Source organism: Streptomyces sp. NPDC033131, assembly GCF_055578365.1.
The window spans coordinates 72,842-90,273 of sequence record NZ_JBVIPA010000022.1 but is presented as its reverse complement, the minus strand read 5'-3'; the positions used below and the strand labels follow the sequence as shown (position 1 = coordinate 90,273).

The window sequence follows — 17,432 nt, the reverse complement described above, 5'->3', positions numbered from 1 at the left end:
TCGTCGCACGGGGGCCTCGCACCGCCGGGGCCCCCGCGCCCGCCCGCACTCCTCCCGGGAGCCGCCGCATGACCGTGATCCTCGGTCAGACCTTCACCGGCATCAGCATCGGTGCCGTCCTGCTGCTCATCGCGCTCGGTCTCTCCCTCACCTTCGGCCAGATGAACGTCATCAACATGGCCCACGGCGAGTTCATCATGGCCGGCGCCTACACCACGTACGTCCTCCAGAAGTCCATTTCCAGCGCGGGAATCTCCCTTCTCGTCGCACTGCCCGTCGCCTTTGTCGTCTCGGGTGCTCTGGGCGCGCTGCTCGAATGGCTGCTGATACGGCGCCTGTATCTCCGGCCACTTGACACGCTTCTCGTCACGTGGGGTGTCTCGCTGATGCTCCAGCAACTCGCCCGGGACATTTTCGGTGCTCCGAATGTGCAGACCCGGGCGCCCGACTGGCTCACCGGGAACATCACGGTGATCGGCGGCGACGACCCGCTCACCTTCGCCAACAGCCGGCTGTTCATCCTGAGCCTGGCGGTCACGGCGGTGGTCGCGCTGTCCCTGACGCTGCGGCTGACGCCGCTGGGCCGCCGGGTGCGGGCCGTGGTGCAGAACCGGGACCTCGCCGAGGTGTCGGGCATCTCCACGAGCCGGGTCGACCGCACCGCGTTCTTCCTCGGATCCGGGCTCGCGGGCGTCGCCGGGGTCGCGCTGACACTGGTCGGCCCGATCGGGCCGACGATGGGCACCAACATCATCATCGACGCCTTCCTGGTGATCGTGGTCGGCGGCATCGGGCAGCTCAAGGGCACGGTCATCGTCGCCTTCGTGCTGGGTGCGCTGCAGTCGGTCCTCGAGTACTCCACCACCGTCAGCGTCGCCAAGGTCCTGGTGCTCGTCGCCATCGTCGCGTTCCTCCAGTGGCGGCCCCAGGGGCTGTACACGCTGCGGACCAGGAGTCTCGTATGAACCCGCTGAAAGGCCGTTCCGCGCGGGCCGCGGCAGGCTTCGCGGCTGCCGCCGTCGCGCTGTTCGCCCTCGCCCCGCTCGTGCTGTCCGACTTCCGGCTCGGGCTGCTCGCCAAGTACCTGTGCACCGCGATCGTCGCCGTCGGCATCTGCCTCGCCTGGGGCCGCGGCGGTCTGCTGACGCTCGGCCAGGGCGTGTTCTTCGGGCTCGGCGGCTACGCCATGGCGATGCACCTGAAGATCGCCGACGCCGGGCCCGGCAACCTCCCCGACTTCATGCAGCTGTACGGCACCGCCACCGAACTGCCCTGGTGGTGGCGGCCGTTCGCGAACCCGCTGTTCGCGATCGCCGCGACCGTGCTGCTGCCGATGGCGGTCGCCGCGCTGCTCGGCCTGTTCGTCTTCCGGCGCCGGGTCAAGGGCGCCTACTTCGCGATCCTCAGCCAGGCCCTCGCCGCCGCCTTCGCGATCTGGCTGATCGGCCAGCAGGCCACGACCGGCGGCACCAACGGTCTCACCGACATCCAGGGCTTCTTCGGCTACTCCCTCGACGACCCGGTCAACCAGCGGATGGTGTACTTCGTCATCGCCGCCGTCCTGCTGCTCCTGATCGCCCTGGCACGTCAGCTGATCCAGAGCCGCTACGGCGAACTCCTGGTCGCCGTGAGGGACTCCGAGGAGCGGGTGCGCTTCCTCGGCTACGACCCGGCGAACGTCAAGCTGGTCGCGTACGTCGTCGCGGCGGGTATGGCCGGCCTCGCGGGCGCGCTGTTCGTCCCGGCGGTCGGCATCATCTCGCCCGCCCTGATCGGCATCGTGCCGTCCATCGAGTTCGTCATCGGTGCCGCCGTGGGCGGCCGGGCGATCCTGGCCGGCGCGGTACTCGGCGCGGTCGCGGTCGCCTGGGCCAAGACGGCCCTGTCGGAGGAGTTCCCGGCGGCCTGGACGTACTTCCAGGGGCTGCTGTTCATCGTCGCCCTGGCGTTCCTGCCCGGCGGTCTGGCCTCCCTGGCGGTGCTGGTACGCCGGCGCAGAGCCCCGAAGGCGCCGGAGCAGAAGGCGCCCGTCGTACCGGTGGGAGAAGCGGCATGAGTGAGCTCTCGGGTCTCGAGATACGGCAACTGCGGGTGTCCTTCGACGGTTTCACCGCCGTCGACGGGGTGGACCTCGACGTCCGCCCCGGCGACCTGCGCTTCCTCATCGGGCCGAACGGCGCGGGCAAGACCACCCTGGTCGACGCGGTCACCGGACTGGCGCGGGCGACGGGCTCGGTGCGCTTCGGCGACGACGAGCTGCTCGGACGCAGTGTCCACAGGATCGCCCGGTCCGGGATCGGCCGTACCTTCCAGACGGCCACCGTCTTCGAGGAGTTGACGGTCCTGCAGAACCTGGACATCGCGGCGGGCGCCGGCCGGAGCATGTGGACCATGCTCCGGCGCCGCAAGGACGTTCCGGAGCCGGTCGCCAGGGCGCTGGAGACGGTCGGGCTCACCGAGCTCGCCGGCTCCCTCGCCGGGACGCTCGCGCACGGCCAGAAGCAGTGGCTGGAGATCGGCATGCTGCTCGTGCAGGACGTACGGCTGCTGCTGCTCGACGAGCCGGTCGCCGGCATGAGCCACGACGAGCGCCAGGCGACCGGCGAACTGCTCCAGCGGATCAGCGAGGAACGGACCGTGGTCGTCATCGAGCACGACATGGACTTCATGCGGTCCTTCGCGCGCAGCGTCAGTGTGCTGCACGCGGGCAAGGTGCTCAGCGAGGGCACGGTGGCCGAGGTCCAGGCCGATCCGAAGGTGCAGGAGGTGTACCTCGGGCACGCGGCGGACGCGTCAGCCGCCGAGGGCGCCTCGGACACCGCGGTCGTACAGGAGGCGTGATGCTGCAGATCGAGGACGTCCGGGTCGGCTACCACCGCAGCAGCGTGCTGCACGGGGTCACCGTCGAGGTGCCGAAGGACGGGGTGGCCGCCGTGCTCGGGCACAACGGCGCCGGCAAGAGCACCCTGCTGCGGGCCGCCGTCGGACTGCTCACGCCGAGCAGCGGCACGGTCCGCCTCGACGGCGAGGACATCACCCGGCGCAGGCCGCACGAGCGGGTGGCGCGCGGGATGGCGTACGTCCCGCAGGGCCAGCAGGCGTTCCCGCACCTGACCACGGCGGAGAACCTCCAGCTCGTCGCGGACGGCCGCAGACGCGGCAGGGCGGCGATCGGCGAGGCGCTGGACCTGTTCCCGGCGCTGCGGGCGCTGTCCCACCGCCGGGCGGGGCTGCTGTCCGGCGGGCAGCGGCAGCAACTCGCCATCGCCCGCGCTCTGGTGACGGAGCCTCGGATCCTGCTTCTGGACGAGCCGACCGAGGGCATCCAGCCGTCGGTGGTCGCCGAGATCGAGGACACGATCCTGACCCTGGCGGCGCGCGGCGGGCTGTCGGTGCTCCTGGTCGAGCAGCACGTGGGCTTCGCGATGCGGGCGGCACAGCGGTACTACGTCCTGGAGGCCGGCCGGGTCACCTCCTCCGGCGAGGGCGGCCAGGATGCCGAGCGGTCCGTGCGGGAGGCGTTGAGCGTGTGACGCGGTGGCGGCTCGTGTGAGGTGCCGCCCGAACGGCAGACCCCGCACGGAACCGGCACCGCGCACGAAGGCCACGGGAAGATTTCCTCCATGACCATCGCCGCATACCCGCATCCCCTCGTCGTCCGCGCCCGCCGGCTCGCGGACGACCTGCTCGCACCGCACGCCGAACGGGTCGACCAGACTCAGGTGCCCGTAAGCCATCTCGCCGAGATCAGGCGCTCGGGTCTGCTCGGCCTGAACGCGCCGCGGGAGTACGGCGGGGCCGCGGCGCCCGGTGCGGTGGTACGTGAAACGGCGGAGATCCTGGCCGGGGCGTGCTGCTCGACCTGGTTCGTGCAGACGCAGCACCACACGCCGGTCCTGACGCTCGCGAAGAGCGAGGGCCCGGTGCGCGAGCGCCTGCTGGCCCGGCTGGCGAGCGGCGAGCTGCTGTCGGGGGTGGCGTACGCCCATCTGCGGGCCTACCCGCGCACGCCCGTCCGGGTCACCCGGGACCGGGGCGGCTGGCGGTTCGACGGGTCGGTGCCCTGGTACACCGGGTGGGGGCTGAACGACGTCATGATGCTCGCCGGAGTGACCGACGCGGAGGAGGCCCTGTTCGCCTTCACGGAGGCGAGGGAGCAGCCGGGCCTGCGGGCGTCGGAGCCGATGCGGCTGGCGGCCCTCACCGCGTCCCGCACGGTCTCGCTGGAGCTGGACGGCCTGTGGCTGCCGGAGGAGGCGGTGGTCCTGCACACCCCGTACGACCGCTGGGCGGCGGCGGACCGTCTCAAGACGGTGAACGCCAACCCGGCGGTCTTCGGCGTCGCGGAGGCGGCCCTGCCCTTCCTGGACGAGGAGACGGCGGCCCCCCTGCGCGCCCGGCTGAGCGAAGTGCGCGGCCGTGCCTACGCCCTGGCCGCGGACGCGGCGCCCCATGAGCGGGTCGCGGAACGCCTCGCGCTCAGGACACAGGCGTACGAGGTGCTGCAGGCGGCCACCACGGCAGCCGTGGTGAGCGCGGGAGGCCGCTCGATGCTGCTGACGAGCCGGGCCCAACGCCTGGCCCGCGAGGCGCTGTTCCTGCTGGTGCAGGGTCAGACGCGGGAGTCACGCACGGCTCACCTCGCCGCTCTGACCGGCTGAGGCCGGCCGGCCGTGGCCCGGTTCACCGTGCGGCGGGCCCTTCCGGTAGGCGGGCTATTCACTCATGTGGAGGGCGGGCACATGAAGTCTCTCCCACGACACCCGTCCCGGGATTCCGTCGGCGTCGCTGCCCGTGAAGCCCAGTTTCCGTTGGAACTTGGCATAGGACTGCCGGTCCGCCTCGCTCCACCGGAAGTCGGGCTCGTCGGGATACGCCGAGCACTCCTCCTCGATGAGGCGCCAGCCCATGGCCTGGATGATCGGGCTGCTCACGGACGGCCGGAAGAAGTCCCTGCCCGGAAAGGGCTCGTCCCCGCCGCCGTGCCCCGCGATGGGCGCGACCACACGAATCCGGTCCTTCGGGTGAATGACGTTCTTGTTCTTGATCTGAGGATTCCACTTCAGGATCTGGGCCAGTGACACGTGATGCCTGGCCGCGATGTCGGAGAGCGTGTCGCCCTCCCTTACCACGTAGAACTCAGGTGTGCCGTTCATACGTCCATGCTAGTGACGGATCGGGAATAGTTCGACTTGGGGAAAGACGGGAAATACCCGCGAACAACGGCCAGTTGAATATTCATTGAATTCGGGCCGTCGGGCCGTTCCGGGTACCTTTTCAGCTCGCGAAAGGCACCTGCGCCACGGGGGCACTCCCCGTGCGGAACGGATGGCGCCACACGCCTTGCGCCGCCAGCCGCGGCAGCACTCCTTCGCCGAACCAGTAGGCCTCCTCCAGATGCGGATACCCGGACAGCACGAACTCCTCGATACCGAGCGCCGCATACTCCTTGATCCGCTCGGCGACCTCCTCGTGGCTGCCCACCAGCGCGGTCCCCGCACCCCCGCGCACCAGCCCGATACCGGCCCACAGGTTCGGATGGATCTCCAGTCCGTCCCGGCTGCCGCCGTGCAGCGCGAGCATCCGCTGCTGCCCCTGGGACTCGCTGCGTGCCAGCCCGGCCTGGACGGACTTCACGGTCTCCGCGTCGAACCCGTCGAGCAGCCGATGCGCCTCTGCCCAGGCCTCTTCGGAGGTGTCCCGGGTGATGACGTGCAGCCGGACACCGAACCGCACCGTCCGCCCTTCCTTCGCCGCGAGCCCCCTGACCCAGGCGATCTTCTCGGCGACCTGGGCCGGCGGTTCGCCCCAGGTGAGGTAGACGTCGACGTACTTCGCGGCGACCTCGCCGGCGATCGGCGAGGACCCGCCGAAGTACACCTGGGGCACCGGGTCCGGCACACGCGCCAGCTTCGCGTCCTCGACCTGAAGGTGCTCGCCGTGCAGGTCGACGGTCTTGCCCTCCCACAGCCCCCGGACGATCTCGAGGAACTCGCCGGTGCGCCGGTACCGCGCGTCCTTGTCGAGGAAGTCGCCGTAGGCCCGCTGCTCGTGGCTCTCACCGCCGGTGACGACGTTGAGCAGGAGTCGTCCGCCGGTCTGCCGCTGGAAGGTGGAGGCCATCTGCGCGGCGAGCGTCGGTGAGACGAAGCCGGGGCGGAAGGCGACCAGGAACTTGAGGCGTTCGCTCTGCTGGGCGACCATCGCGGTGGTCAGCCACGCGTCCTCGCACCAGGCGCCGGTGGGGGTGAGCGCACCCACGAAGCCCAGGTCCTCGGCGGCGCGGGCGATCTGGCTCAGGTAGGCGACCGTCGGGGGCCGGTCCCGTCCGGAGGCGGTGGCCGGGGTGCCGTGGCCGCCGCCGACGACATGGCGGCTGTCGCCGTTGGTGGGGAGGAACCAGTGGAAGGTGAGGGACACGTGGGGTCTCCGTTCCGGAAGATCTCTTAAAGGAGGCCGTGGCGCGGCGGCCGCGTGCCGGTGAGCACGTACCTGCCGATGTGCTGGACCTTCCAGCGGGCCGGGTCGTGCAGGGTGTGGGTGCGCGCGTCGCGCCAGTGGCGGTGCAGGTTGAGGGAGTCGAGCGCGGAACGGGTGCCGGACACCTCGAACACGGCGCTCCCGACCTCCACGGCGGTCTGCGCGGCGTGCGCCTTGGCCGCGGCGACCGCGACGGACGCCTCGGCCGCGGAGTCGTCGGTGAGGTCCGCGCGGGCCGAGTCCACGGCACGGGCGGCCTCCCGCAAAAGCGCCTCGGACGCGCGTACCTGGATGGCGAGTTCGCCGAACCGCTGGATCAGCAGCGGGTCCTCGGCGGCCGTCTCGACTCCGCTCTCGAACCAGGGGCGGCTCCTGGTGCGGACGAACTCGGCGGCCTCGGCCAGCGCTCCGCCCGCGATGCCGGCGTCGATGGCGGCGTGCAGCAACTGAGCGACCGCTCCGTGGAGTTGGGGCCCTTGAAAGGTGAGGTGGTGCGGCAGGACCCGGTCGGCGGGTACCGGCACCGCCTCCAGGCGTACGGTGCCGCTGGCGGTCGTCCGCTGGCCCATGCCCTCCCAGTCGTCGATCACCGTGAGCCCCGGGGCGTCCCTGGGTACGTACGCCACGTGCAGGTGGTCGTCCTCGGCGCGGGCGAGCACCGGGATCCAGTCGGCGAAGAGGGCGCCGGTGGAGTAGTGCTTGACGCCGGTCAGCGTGTACGAGCCGTCGGGGCGGGGTTCCAGGCGGGTGCGGATGTCCTGGACGTGTCGCGTGCCCGCCTCCGACTGGGCGTTGCCGAAACGTCGCCCGGCGAGGACCTCGCCGAAGAAGAACTTCCTCTGCTCCGACGTGCCCTGACGGCGGATCACATTGACGTACACGAAGTGGCTCTGCGGGATCTGCGCGAGGCTCGCGTCGGCCGAGGCGAGCAGCCGGAAGATCTCGGCGAGGGTCTCCTGGCGTACGTCCGCTCCCCCGTGCTCGGCGGGCACGGTGACCGCGAGGAGGCCGGAGGCGGTGAGGCGGTCCAGCTCCTTCCGGGGCAGACGGCGTTCGGCGTCCCGCTCGGACGCGGTGGCGTGGAACTCGTCGGCGAGAGCGCGGGCGACGGTCAGGGCCTCCAGGTCGTCGGCGACGACTTTCGCGGTCACGGGTCAGCCCGCCGCGGCCAGCAGGGGCGTACGGCCGAGGGCGGTCGAGAACTGGTCGAGCACGTGGGTCAGGGACTCGCTCGCGGTGGGGGCGACCGTGAGGGTGCCGTCCTCGTGGGCGGTGATGTCCTTGTCGAGTGTGAACCAGCCCTGCACGATGTGCCCCGCGCCCATGGAGCTCAGCACCGGCCGCAGGGCGTAGTCGATGGCCAGCACGTGGGCGGTCGAACCGCCCGTGGCCAGGGGCAGGACGGTCTTGCCGGCGAGGGCGTACTGCGGCAGCAGGTCGAGGAGCGCCTTGAGGACGCCGGAGTAGGCCGCCTTGTAGACGGGGGTGCCGATGACGAGACCGTCGGCACGTTCGAAGAGCTCGGTGGCCTCGACGATCGCGGGGTGCCGGAAGTCGGCGCCGAGCAGGGCCTCGGCCGGGATGGTGCGGACGTCGAGCGGGATCACCTCGTGTCCCTGTGCGGCGAGGCGGCCGTCGAGGTGGCGCAGGAGCTTCGCGGTGCGGGAGGAGGCGGAGGGGCTGCCTGAGACGGACAGGACGGTGGCCATGGGGCCTCTTTCGGGGAGGAGGGGCGCCTCCGCACGGGAGGCGCCCCCGGTGGTCAGGAGTACCAGGTGGGTTCGGGCAGTTCGCCTTCGAGGACCCAGCGGCCGACCTCGCGCCGCTTGTAGGCGACGGGGTCGTGGAGGGTGTGGGTGCGGACGTTGCGCCAGAAGCGGTCGAGGCCTTCCGCGGTGGCCGTGGAGCGGGCGCCGGTGACCTCGAAGATGCGGTTCGAGATCTCCAGGGCGACGTCGGTGGCGCGGGCCTTGACCGCGGCGACCCGGACCTCGAAGTCGCCGCGGGTCTGTTCGGTGACCGCGTCTGGGTCGTCGTGCAGCTTCTGGCCCTCGGCGGCGACGGTGTCGGCGAGGGCCTCGACCGCCCAGAGCTTCGCGGTGAGGTCGCCGTAGGTGTCGATGACGTAGGGCTCGTCGACCGCCCGCTCGTGGCCGCCGTGCAGCCAGGACCGCGCCTTGGTGCGGGTGTAGGTGGCGGCCGTCTCCAGCGCGCCGCCCGCGATACCGAGGTAGAAGTTGACGAAGACCAGCTGGATGGTGGGGACGTTGAGGGTGTTGTAGGTCCGCGGCTGGAACACCCTGTCGACGTAGCCGGCCGCCGAGGACCACGGCGTGCGCACGCCGTCGAGGGTGACGCCGCCGCTCTCGGTGAGGCGCTGGCCGATGTTGTCCCAGTCGTCGTGGAAGGTCAGGCCCTCGGAGTCGGAGGGCACGATCGCGAAGACGTGGCTGTCGGTGCCTTCCAGGACGCCTTCGAGGACGGTGACGTCGGAGACCTTGCTGCCGGTGGAGAAGGACTTGCGGCCGGTGAAGACGAGGTCGTCGCCGTCCTCGGTGACGGTCACGTCCTTGTCGCGGGGGTTGACGGCCCCGCCGAAGAACCAGCGGTTCTTGGCGGCCTCCGCTTCGACGTGCTCCCACTGTTCGCGGGTGGCGACCAGGCGGGCCGCCCAGTTCCACAGGTAGTGGTAGCCGAGGAGCTGGCCGATGGAGCCGTCGGCCTTGGCGACCTCGCGGACCACCCGGTAGGCGGTCGGCCAGTCCTGGCCCGCGCCGCCGTGCTCGGTGGGGCCGAGCAGGGTGACCAGGCCGGAGTCCTTGAGGAGCCGGACCTCGGCGTACGGGGTGGCGCCGGCCCGGTCGCGTGCGACGGCGTCGGTGGCGAGGACGGCGGCGACCTCGGCGGCGCGGGCGATCCAGTCCTCGGCGGTCCGCGGGGCGGGGCTCTGCTGCCAGTCGGTGGGCGTGACGGTGCTCATGCGGGGGTGACCTCTCTCGCAGTGCGGTGCGGAAGCTGTGGGGGGCGGTCAGGCGTGGGCGTGGACGGACGCGGACTCGGTGTCCGGGAGCCGGGCCTCCAGCTCGCGTACGAGGGGCAGCACCCGGCGGCCGAAGTACTCGACCTCCTCGTGGTAGTGCAGGAAGCCCAGGAGGAAGAGGTCGACGCCGAGCTTCTTGTAGGCGACGATGCGCTCGGCGATCTGCTCCGGCGTGCCGATCAGTCCGGTGCGGAACCCGTCGTTGTACTGCACCAGATCGGCGAAGGTGGAGTCCTGCCACATGCCCTTGCCGTCGGCGGCGGACTGTCCCGCCTGTTTCACGGCGGCTCCGAAGCCCTCGACGGCCTCGGTGTCGGCCTGCGCGACGATCTCCCGAAGGGTGTCGCGGGCCTCGGCCTCGGTGTCGCGGGCGATGAGGAAGCCGTTGAGCCCGAACTTCGGTGGGCGGCGGCCGACTTCGGCGGCCGACTTGCGGACGTCCTCGATCTGTTCGACGACCCCGTCGAAGTCCTTGCCGTTGGAGAAGTACCAGTCGGAGACGCGGCCGGCCATGGCGCGGGCGGCGGTGGAGTTGCCGCCCTGGAAGATCTCCGGGTGCGGGCGCTCGGGGGTGTTGAGCGGTTTGGGCTTGAGGGAGAAGTCGCGCAACCGGTAGAAGTCACCGGCGAGTTCGGTGTGGTCCTCGGTCCAGATCTGGCGCAGGGCCTGGATGAACTCCTCGGAGCGGCGGTAGCGCTCGTCGTGCTCCAGCCAGGGCTCGCCGAGGGCGGTGAACTCGCCCTTGAACCAGCCGGAGACGACGTTGACGGCGAAGCGGCCCTTGGACAGGTGGTCGGCGGTGGCGCCGAGTTTGGCGAGGACTCCGGGGTGCCACAGGCCGGGGTGGACGGCGGCGATGACCTTCAGGCGCTCGGTGGCGAGCAGCAGGGCGAGGCTGAAGCTGGTCGACTCGTGCTGGTACTCGGCGCCGTAGCCGGCCATGTAACGGACCTGGCTGAGGGCGTAGTCGAAGCCGTTGTTCTCGGCGAGAACGGCGAGTTCGCGGTTGTAGTCGTAGCCCCAGTCGGTGCGCTGCTCGATCTTGCTGGTGACGAGGCCGCCGCTGACGTTGGGGACCCAGTAGGCGAATTGGAGGGGTGCTGCGGGCATGCGGAACTCCTGTTGCGGAACGGGGAGTCACGCCGAATTCGAAAGGCACGCGTGCGCCGAATTCAGGCGGTGAAGTGAAAACGCGGCACATGCCTGTCCGAACGACAGGCGTGGATGCGGGTGCGGCGTGGAAAGGGGACGGCGGCGGATCGGAGGGATCAGGCCGCGCAGCAACAGGAGGCGCTGGAGACGCGCGCGAGGTCGACATGGCGTCGCCGCGTGAGGCCCAGTCGCATCTTCATGCCGTCGATCGTCGCAGTCGGCGCGAGGGCCGTCAAGGAAAACCCGACCGGTCTCGTATCGCGGACCGTTGAATTTCACGAACGTGTGACAGGGAAACCCTCGAACGGCCCGTGAAATCACCCGCATTCTGCCGGGGTGCGGACCGAACAGCTGGAATACATCGCGGCGGTGACACGGCTCGGTTCCCTGCGCCGAGCGGCGGAGGAACTGCGCCTGTCGCAGCCCGGGTTGAGCGAGACCGTCAGAAACCTGGAACGCGAGCTGGGAGTCGACCTCCTGGAGCGCAAACGGTCCGGGGCGACGATGAGCGCGGAGGGCCGGGAGCTGCTGCCGTACATCGTGCAGGTGCTGGAGGCGGTGGACCGGCTGCGGGTGGCGGCCGGCGAGCAGCACCGCATCAGCCGTATGGTGCGCGTCGGCACGGTGAACGCCGCGACCGTGCCGCTGCTCGTCCCGGTGGTCCGCGACTTCCGCGCGGCGCATCCGGTCACCCAGATCGAGGTGGTCGGCGCACAGCAGACGGAGATCCACCGGGCCCTGTCGGAGGGCGGGTTCGACCTCGGCCTGGTCAACCACCTGGACGGCGACGACGTGCCCGCCGGCGTCGAGTCGACCCAGTTGCTGCACGGCCGGCCGGTCGTGTGCGTGCGCCCCGACAGCCCGCTCGCCTCACGGCCCGCGGTGACGGTGGACGAACTGCTCGCCGAGCCGCTGATCGCGATGCGCTCCGGCTGTGTCATGCACCGCTATGTCCACCGGCTCCTGGACGGCCGCGCCGCGTCCTTCTCGTACTCCACCGACGGTGCCGAGATGGGCAAGCTGATGGTCGCCGAAGGGCTCGGGGCGACGGTCCTGCCGGACTTCAGCGTGGCCGGGGATCCTCTGGAACGGCTCGGCACGATCACCTACCGGCCGATCGAGGGCGACACGACCCGGGTCCTGCTGATGCTCCAGCGCCGCAAGGCCGAATCGGTGCCGCGGGCGGCGCAGGACCTGCACGAGGTGTTCGTACGCCGGGCCCGGGACCTGGGCGGAACGCTCGGCGGGCGCTGAGCCCGCCCGCTCCGGCCAGGCCCCGGAACCCGTCCTCGGCCAGGGTCTGTCCGGCGGATCATGCCGCAGACGCGGGGGCCGGCACGCCGGTCTGCGTCGACGAGGCGCCGCGGCTGTCCCGCGACGTGATCAGCCGGTCAGGCGCCCTGGTCCTCTTCGTGCGCCGGTACCACCACGAGGAACGCGTCCGACTTCAGGTCCATCACGACCTTTGCAGGTTCGCCCGCGGCGCGGCGCGCCGCCGCGTACTCCTCCGCCGGCCACGATCCGCGCGGAGCCCCCGCAGGAAACCGCTCCAACACCTTCGCGCCCATAGCGGCAGCCACCTCCAGCTCGACTCTCGACTTCCAGAACCACCACTCTCGTACGATTCGCCTGCCCGCGAACGGCCCGGGCATGTGTCGCTCCGCGCAACCCACCGGATACCTCCGTCGAATCCCACGCGGATCTCCGCGTCCGATTCGGCCCGATCGGTGGAAGGGATGACGGGAACACCGATACCGAGGGAGCGAGGCGTGATGAGAACGGACGACCCGGGGCCGGGGCTGCGCTGCCTGGTGACCGGCGCCACGGGGTACATCGGCGGCCGGCTCGTGCCTGAGCTGCTTGCCGAGGGGCATCGGGTGCGCTGTCTGGCCCGCTCCCCCGGAAAGCTGCGCGACCATCCATGGGCGGACGACGTGGAGGTGGTGCGCGGGGACGTCACCGACGCCGCGTCCGTCGCCGGGGCGCTGCGGGGCGTCGACGTCGCCTACTACCTGGTGCACGCCCTGGGCACCGGCAGCCGCTTCGAGGAGACCGACCGCGAGGCGGCGCGCATCTTCGGCGAGCGGGCGCGCGCCGCCGGGGTGCGTCGCATCGTCTACCTCGGCGCCCTCACTCCCACGGGTGTGCCCGAGCAGGAACTGTCGCCGCACCTGCGTTCCCGCGCCGAGGTGGGCCGCGTCCTGCTGGGCTCGGGCGTTCCGACGGCCGTGCTGCGGGCCGCGGTGGTCATCGGCTCCGGCTCGGCCTCCTTCGAGATGCTGCGCTACCTCACCGAGCGGCTGCCGGTGATGGTCACCCCGAGCTGGGTACGCACCCGGATCCAGCCCGTGGCGGTACGGGACGTGCTGCGCGCGCTCGTCGGCAGCGCGCGCATGCCGGACGACGTGAACCGGGCCTTCGACCTCGGCGGGCCGGACATCCTGACCTACCGGGACATGATGAACAGGTACGCCGCCGTCGCCGGGCTTCCGCGCCGCGTCATCGTCCCCGTCCCCGTTCTGACCCCCGGCCTCTCCAGCCACTGGGTCGGGCTGGTGACCCCGGTCCCCGCGGCGATCGCACGGCCGCTCACCGAGTCGCTGCGGCACGAGGTGGTGTGCCACGAACACGACATCGCCCGGTACGTTCCCGATCCGCCCGGCCATCCCGTCGGCTTCGACGAAGCCGTACGGCTGGCGTTGCGGCGCGTCCGGGACGCCCAGGTGGCGACCCGCTGGTCGTCCGCCTCCGTTCCCGGCGCCCCGAGCGATCCGCTGCCCACCGACCCCGACTGGGCCGGCGGCAGCCTGTACACGGACGACCGGGAGCTGTCGGTGGACGCCTCCCGCGAGGCACTGTGGCGGGTGATCGAGGGGATCGGAGGGGACAACGGCTGGTACTCGTTCCCGCTCGCCTGGGCGGTGCGGGGCCGGCTGGACCGGCTGTTCGGCGGGGTCGGTCTGCGCCGGGGACGGCGGGACGCGGCCCGGCTGCGGGCGGGCGACTCGCTGGACTTCTGGCGCGTCGAGGAGATCGTGCCGGGCCGGCTGCTGCGGCTGCGGGCGGAGATGCGACTGCCCGGTCTGGCCTGGCTGGAGATGTACGCCGAGACGGAGGGCGAGGAGGAGGGCGGGACCGACTTCGCGAGTGGCGGCACGGCGCACCGCGAGGGCCGCACACGCTACCGCCAGCGGGCCCTCTTCCACCCCCGCGGACTGCTGGGGCACGCCTATTGGTGGGCCGTCTCCCCCTTCCACGCCCTGGTGTTCGGCGGCATGGCGCGCAACATCGCGAAGGCCGCGGCCCGCGCGCCGCTCACTCCCGCGCCCGACCGGACGCCCGCTCGTTGACCATCGCATCCACGAAGGCGGCCACCCGGGAAACAGACCACCGGCACCTTCCCCTCGTCCCCGGAGCACGCGTCATGAACGTCTCGGTCGTCCTGTTCACCGCCGACCTGCGGCTGCACGACCACCCTCCCCTGCGGGCGGCAGCAGACGGGAACCGCCAGGTGGTGCCCCTGTTCGTACGCGACCGGGCCGTGGACAGGGCCGGCTTCGCCGCCGCCAACCGGCTGGCGTTCCTGGCCGACTGCCTGCGGGAACTGGACACCGGTCTGCGCGAGAGGGGCGGCCGGCTCGTCGTCCGTTCCGGGGACGTGGTCGACCAGGTGTGCAAGGTGGCCGCCGAGGCGGACGCCGACGAGGTGCACCTGGCGGCCGACGTCAGCGCTTACGCGCACCGGCGCGAGGAACGCCTGCGTCTCGCCCTGGCGGCGCAGGGGCGCCGGCTGCACGTGCACGAAACCGTGACCACGGCCCTCGCGCCGGGTGCGGTCACTCCTGCCTCCTCCGACCACTTCGCCGTGTTCACCCCGTACTTCCGCCAGTGGTCCGGCCGGCACCTGCGCGACACTCTCACCGCACCCCGTGCCGTACGGGTGCCGGACGGCATCGGCTCCGAGGAACTCCCCACCCGCGACGGTCTCTCCGGAGTGTCCGGGGGCCTGGCCCGGGGTGGCGAGCAGGAAGGCAGGAAACGCCTGTCGGCATGGCTGAGGGACGGCGTCGCCACGTACGAGGACCGGCACGACGACCTCGCCGGTGACGCCACCTCACGCCTGTCGCCGCACCTGCACTTCGGCACCCTCTCCCCTGTCGAGCTGGTCCACCGGGCGCGCCGGACGGGCGGCCCCGGCGCGGAGGCCTTCGTACGTCAGCTGGCCTGGCGCGACTTCCACCGGCAGGTCCTCGCGGCGCGGCCGGGCGTCGCCACCGCCGACTACCGCACCAAGCACGACCGTTGGCGGTCCGACCGCACGGCCCGCGCGGACATCGAGGCCTGGAGGGAGGGCCGCACCGGCTACCCGGTGATCGACGCGGGCATGCGCCAGCTGCGCCACGAAGGCTGGATGCACAACCGGGCACGCCTGCTGACCGCCTCCTTCCTGGCGAAGACGCTGTACGTCGACTGGCGCGTCGGCGCCCGGCACTTCCTCGACCTGCTGGTCGACGGTGACGTCGCGAACAACCAGCTCAACTGGCAGTGGGTGGCCGGGACCGGCACGGACACCCGCCCCCACCGGGTCCTCAACCCGACCGCCCAGGCAAGGCGGCACGACCCCGACGGGGCGTACGTGCGGCGCTGGGTTCCCGAACTGACGGGCCTCGCCGGACCGTCGGTGCACGAACCCTGGAATCTCCGAGGCCTGGACCGGGCGGCGATCGACTATCCGGACCCGATCATCGGGCTGTCCGACGGGCTGGCCCGCTTCAGACAGGCCCGCGGCCGCGAGTGAGAAGGCGCCATAGACGCCCGCCTCTACACATAAAGGGGAAATAAGAGCAGAATGCACTTACGCGGCGTTTACACCGCATACCGCGCCGACGCGGTCAGGCCAAGCAAGTCAAAGGAGACGAGTCATGGCCAACGTCTCGCCCACCCGAGGTGACATCACCACCCACCCTGATGCTCCGGAGATGCGGGACCGCTACGCCCGCATGCTCGGCGGTCGCGATGTGGCACTCGTGGACGGACCGGTGTTCCTGCTCGGTCTGTACTGTGCCGTGTCCCCGTGGATACTCCACTACACGACGAGCCAGCCCGACCTCGTGACCCACAACCTGGTCGTGGGCATAGCGATCGGCCTGCTGGCCCTCGGGTTCACCCGGGCTCCCGAGCGCATGTACGGCCTGAGCTGGGCCATGTGCGCGCTGGGCGTGTGGATGATCGTCTCGCCGTGGATCGTCGGCGAGAGCCCGGACGCCGGGGTCATCTGGAACAACATCATCATCGGTGCCCTCGCCGTGGTCCTGGGGCTGATGTGCATCGCTACGGCGGCGAAGAGCGTCCCGAGGGCGTAGGCGCCCACAACGACGGAGGACAGACGCGCACCCGGGCCGGCCCGCGCCCGCGCGGACCGGCCGTCGGGCGCCTGGTGAGGGGACGCACGGCGTCGACGTCAGCCCAGCAAGGCGCCCAGCTCGCGACGGTGCCCGGCGACCCACTCCCAGGCGCCCCGCACATCGTCGACGGCCCCGGCCTCACGCAGGGCGACCATGGCAGGCTCCCCACGGTCCGCGCCGGCGTCGATGCCCCGCCGGCAGCGGTCCTGCCACCACAGGATCGTGTCGACGAGGCCGCCCCGCTCGTCGAGTCCGTAGGCGTCGCACACGAGACGGAGGCGGCGCGCCGCCTCCGGCACGTCGCTCAGCTCCGGGCCCAGGCCCAGGTACTGCCAGCACAGGTGGGCGACGTCGTGGACGCGTTCGCCGGGAGCCGCGAGATCCCAGTCGACGAAGGCCAGCGGCCGCCACTCGTCGCCGTCCACGGCGTACACGGTGTTCTTCGGGGCGAGGTCGTTGTGACAGACCACGTCCTGGTCACCGGCGGACGGGGTGCCGTGTGTCAGGTCGTGGAAGGCGCGGACCAGTCGGGCGACGCGGACCAGGCTCGCGTCGGTGCGGGCGGCGGCCCGGTCGCGCGGGGAAAGTGCCGACCGCCCCTCGATGTAGCCGAACACCTCGCGGCCCCGCTCGTCCGTCCCCAGGAAGCGCGGCGCCCCCGGCCACGCCCGCCGCTCGAACAGCGCGAGCAGTTCCCGCACGTACGGCGACCGTGCCGTCGGCGTGCGCCGCACGGTCGCGCCGATTCGCACGGCCTCGCTGACGGCACCGCCTTCGAGGGACGTCTCCTCCACCCCGGCCGCCTTCCTGTCACCGCTCGGCTCCGACACCAAGGAGTATCCGTGCGTCGTCCCGGCCTTGGCCAATGCTTGGTACAGGACCGGACTGTCCGCGGTTCCAGGGGGCAGACGCACTGATGCGGGGGTCTTGACGCAAATGCGTGGGTCTTGACGAAAGGGGCGGAGATGGAGATCGACGGCATCATCAGTGCGATCGTGATCGGCATCGTCATCGGTGTCCTGGGCCGGCTCGTGATCCCCGGGCGCCAGCGCATCGGAATCCTGTGGACGATCCTCGTCGGCATCATCGCCGCGCTGATCGGTTCCGCGCTCGCCGGCGCGTTCGGCGTGGCCGACACCAAGGGCGTGGACTGGGTCGAGTGGCTCATCCAGATCGGCCTCGCCGCGCTCGGCGTGAGCGCACTGGACCGGTCGAAGGCACGCCGCCGCTGAGGCGTGCGGTTGGCGGCGGGTCGCAGGCGGCGTACGCGAGGTGAGGCGCGCCCTGCGCAGTCAGGGCGCACCTCACCTGCCCTCGTGCACCTCTCACCTGCCCTCGTGCACCTCTCGCGCGCC

At 71.4% G+C, this 17,432-nt stretch carries 18 protein-coding genes; 10 read left to right on the top strand and 8 right to left on the bottom strand.

All coding sequences use genetic code 11. From position 1 onward, the window contains the following. Positions 1 to 68 precede the first annotated feature (68 nt). The 5 genes from urtB (at position 69) to ACZ5XS_RS26295 (ending at position 4,661) form a co-directional block, all read left to right on the top strand. Complete coding sequence (gene urtB / locus ACZ5XS_RS26315) at positions 69 to 965, top strand: urea ABC transporter permease subunit UrtB (RefSeq protein WP_468655265.1); 897 nt, start codon at positions 69 to 71, stop codon at positions 963 to 965. Next, positions 962 to 2,056, top strand: coding sequence for an urea ABC transporter permease subunit UrtC (gene urtC / locus ACZ5XS_RS26310; protein WP_468655263.1), 1,095 nt, complete (start codon positions 962 to 964; stop codon positions 2,054 to 2,056). Before urtB ends, urtC begins: the two co-directional genes overlap by 4 nt. Continuing rightward, positions 2,053 to 2,841, top strand: a complete 789-nt coding sequence (gene urtD, locus ACZ5XS_RS26305) for an urea ABC transporter ATP-binding protein UrtD (RefSeq protein ID WP_468655261.1) — start codon at positions 2,053 to 2,055, stop codon at positions 2,839 to 2,841. The genes urtC and urtD overlap by 4 nt, the downstream gene beginning before the upstream one ends. Continuing rightward, the gene (urtE, locus tag ACZ5XS_RS26300) at positions 2,841 to 3,533 is read left to right on the top strand and encodes an urea ABC transporter ATP-binding subunit UrtE (RefSeq protein WP_468655259.1); all 693 of its coding nucleotides are present in this window, start codon (positions 2,841 to 2,843) and stop codon (positions 3,531 to 3,533) included. The genes urtD and urtE overlap by 1 nt, the downstream gene beginning before the upstream one ends. 96 nt (positions 3,534 to 3,629) lie before the next feature. After that, positions 3,630 to 4,661, top strand: a complete 1,032-nt coding sequence (locus ACZ5XS_RS26295; protein ID WP_468655384.1) for an acyl-CoA dehydrogenase family protein — start codon at positions 3,630 to 3,632, stop codon at positions 4,659 to 4,661. 54 nt (positions 4,662 to 4,715) lie between these two features. Here the strand turns inward: ACZ5XS_RS26295 and ACZ5XS_RS26290 are convergent, their stop codons facing one another. The 6 genes from ACZ5XS_RS26290 to sfnG all read right to left on the bottom strand — a co-directional run bounded on the left by ACZ5XS_RS26290 (position 4,716) and on the right by sfnG (position 10,630). Beyond that, positions 4,716 to 5,156: a peptidoglycan-binding protein gene (locus ACZ5XS_RS26290; RefSeq protein ID WP_468655257.1), complete on the bottom strand. Its 441-nt coding sequence runs from the start codon at positions 5,154 to 5,156 to the stop codon at positions 4,716 to 4,718. Between the two features lie 121 nt (positions 5,157 to 5,277). Further along, positions 5,278 to 6,420: an LLM class flavin-dependent oxidoreductase gene (locus ACZ5XS_RS26285; RefSeq protein WP_468655255.1), complete on the bottom strand. Its 1,143-nt coding sequence runs from the start codon at positions 6,418 to 6,420 to the stop codon at positions 5,278 to 5,280. 26 nt (positions 6,421 to 6,446) lie between these two features. Continuing rightward, a complete protein-coding gene (locus ACZ5XS_RS26280) occupies positions 6,447 to 7,631 on the bottom strand; it encodes an SfnB family sulfur acquisition oxidoreductase (protein ID WP_468655253.1) in 1,185 nt (394 codons plus the stop codon). Positions 7,632 to 7,634: 3 nt separating this feature from the next. Further along, a complete protein-coding gene (gene ssuE, locus ACZ5XS_RS26275; protein WP_468655251.1) occupies positions 7,635 to 8,189 on the bottom strand; it encodes an NADPH-dependent FMN reductase in 555 nt (184 codons plus the stop codon). A 53-nt stretch (positions 8,190 to 8,242) separates the two neighbouring features. Beyond that, on the bottom strand, positions 8,243 to 9,460 hold the full coding sequence (locus ACZ5XS_RS26270) for an acyl-CoA dehydrogenase family protein (protein WP_468655249.1): 1,218 nt from the start codon (positions 9,458 to 9,460) through the stop codon (positions 8,243 to 8,245). 48 nt (positions 9,461 to 9,508) lie between these two features. Further along, positions 9,509 to 10,630, bottom strand: a complete 1,122-nt coding sequence (sfnG, locus tag ACZ5XS_RS26265) for a dimethylsulfone monooxygenase SfnG (protein ID WP_468655247.1) — start codon at positions 10,628 to 10,630, stop codon at positions 9,509 to 9,511. 378 nt (positions 10,631 to 11,008) lie between these two features. Between sfnG and ACZ5XS_RS26260 the strand changes: the two genes are divergently transcribed. Further along, on the top strand, positions 11,009 to 11,926 hold the full coding sequence (locus ACZ5XS_RS26260) for a LysR family transcriptional regulator (RefSeq protein WP_468655245.1): 918 nt from the start codon (positions 11,009 to 11,011) through the stop codon (positions 11,924 to 11,926). Between the two features lie 137 nt (positions 11,927 to 12,063). Here the strand turns inward: ACZ5XS_RS26260 and ACZ5XS_RS26255 are convergent, their stop codons facing one another. Continuing rightward, positions 12,064 to 12,324 carry a hypothetical protein gene (locus ACZ5XS_RS26255; protein WP_468655390.1) on the bottom strand — a complete coding sequence of 87 codons (261 nt, stop codon included), beginning with the start codon at positions 12,322 to 12,324 and terminating at the stop codon, positions 12,064 to 12,066. A gap of 120 nt (positions 12,325 to 12,444) precedes the next feature. Between ACZ5XS_RS26255 and ACZ5XS_RS26250 the strand changes: the two genes are divergently transcribed. From ACZ5XS_RS26250 to ACZ5XS_RS26240, 3 genes are all read left to right on the top strand, one after another. Further along, complete coding sequence (locus ACZ5XS_RS26250) at positions 12,445 to 14,022, top strand: SDR family oxidoreductase (protein WP_468655243.1); 1,578 nt, start codon at positions 12,445 to 12,447, stop codon at positions 14,020 to 14,022. Positions 14,023 to 14,096: 74 nt separating this feature from the next. After that, entirely contained in the window at positions 14,097 to 15,470 is a 1,374-nt protein-coding gene (locus ACZ5XS_RS26245) for a cryptochrome/photolyase family protein (RefSeq protein WP_468655241.1), read from the top strand. Between the two features lie 124 nt (positions 15,471 to 15,594). Further along, entirely contained in the window at positions 15,595 to 16,035 is a 441-nt protein-coding gene (locus ACZ5XS_RS26240; protein ID WP_468655240.1) for an SPW repeat protein, read from the top strand. 98 nt (positions 16,036 to 16,133) lie between these two features. Here the strand turns inward: ACZ5XS_RS26240 and ACZ5XS_RS26235 are convergent, their stop codons facing one another. After that, on the bottom strand, positions 16,134 to 16,907 hold the full coding sequence (locus ACZ5XS_RS26235; RefSeq protein WP_468655238.1) for a phosphotransferase: 774 nt from the start codon (positions 16,905 to 16,907) through the stop codon (positions 16,134 to 16,136). Between the two features lie 135 nt (positions 16,908 to 17,042). Between ACZ5XS_RS26235 and ACZ5XS_RS26230 the strand changes: the two genes are divergently transcribed. Beyond that, positions 17,043 to 17,309 carry a GlsB/YeaQ/YmgE family stress response membrane protein gene (locus tag ACZ5XS_RS26230; RefSeq protein ID WP_468655236.1) on the top strand — a complete coding sequence of 89 codons (267 nt, stop codon included), beginning with the start codon at positions 17,043 to 17,045 and terminating at the stop codon, positions 17,307 to 17,309. Positions 17,310 to 17,432: the final 123 nt, after the last annotated feature.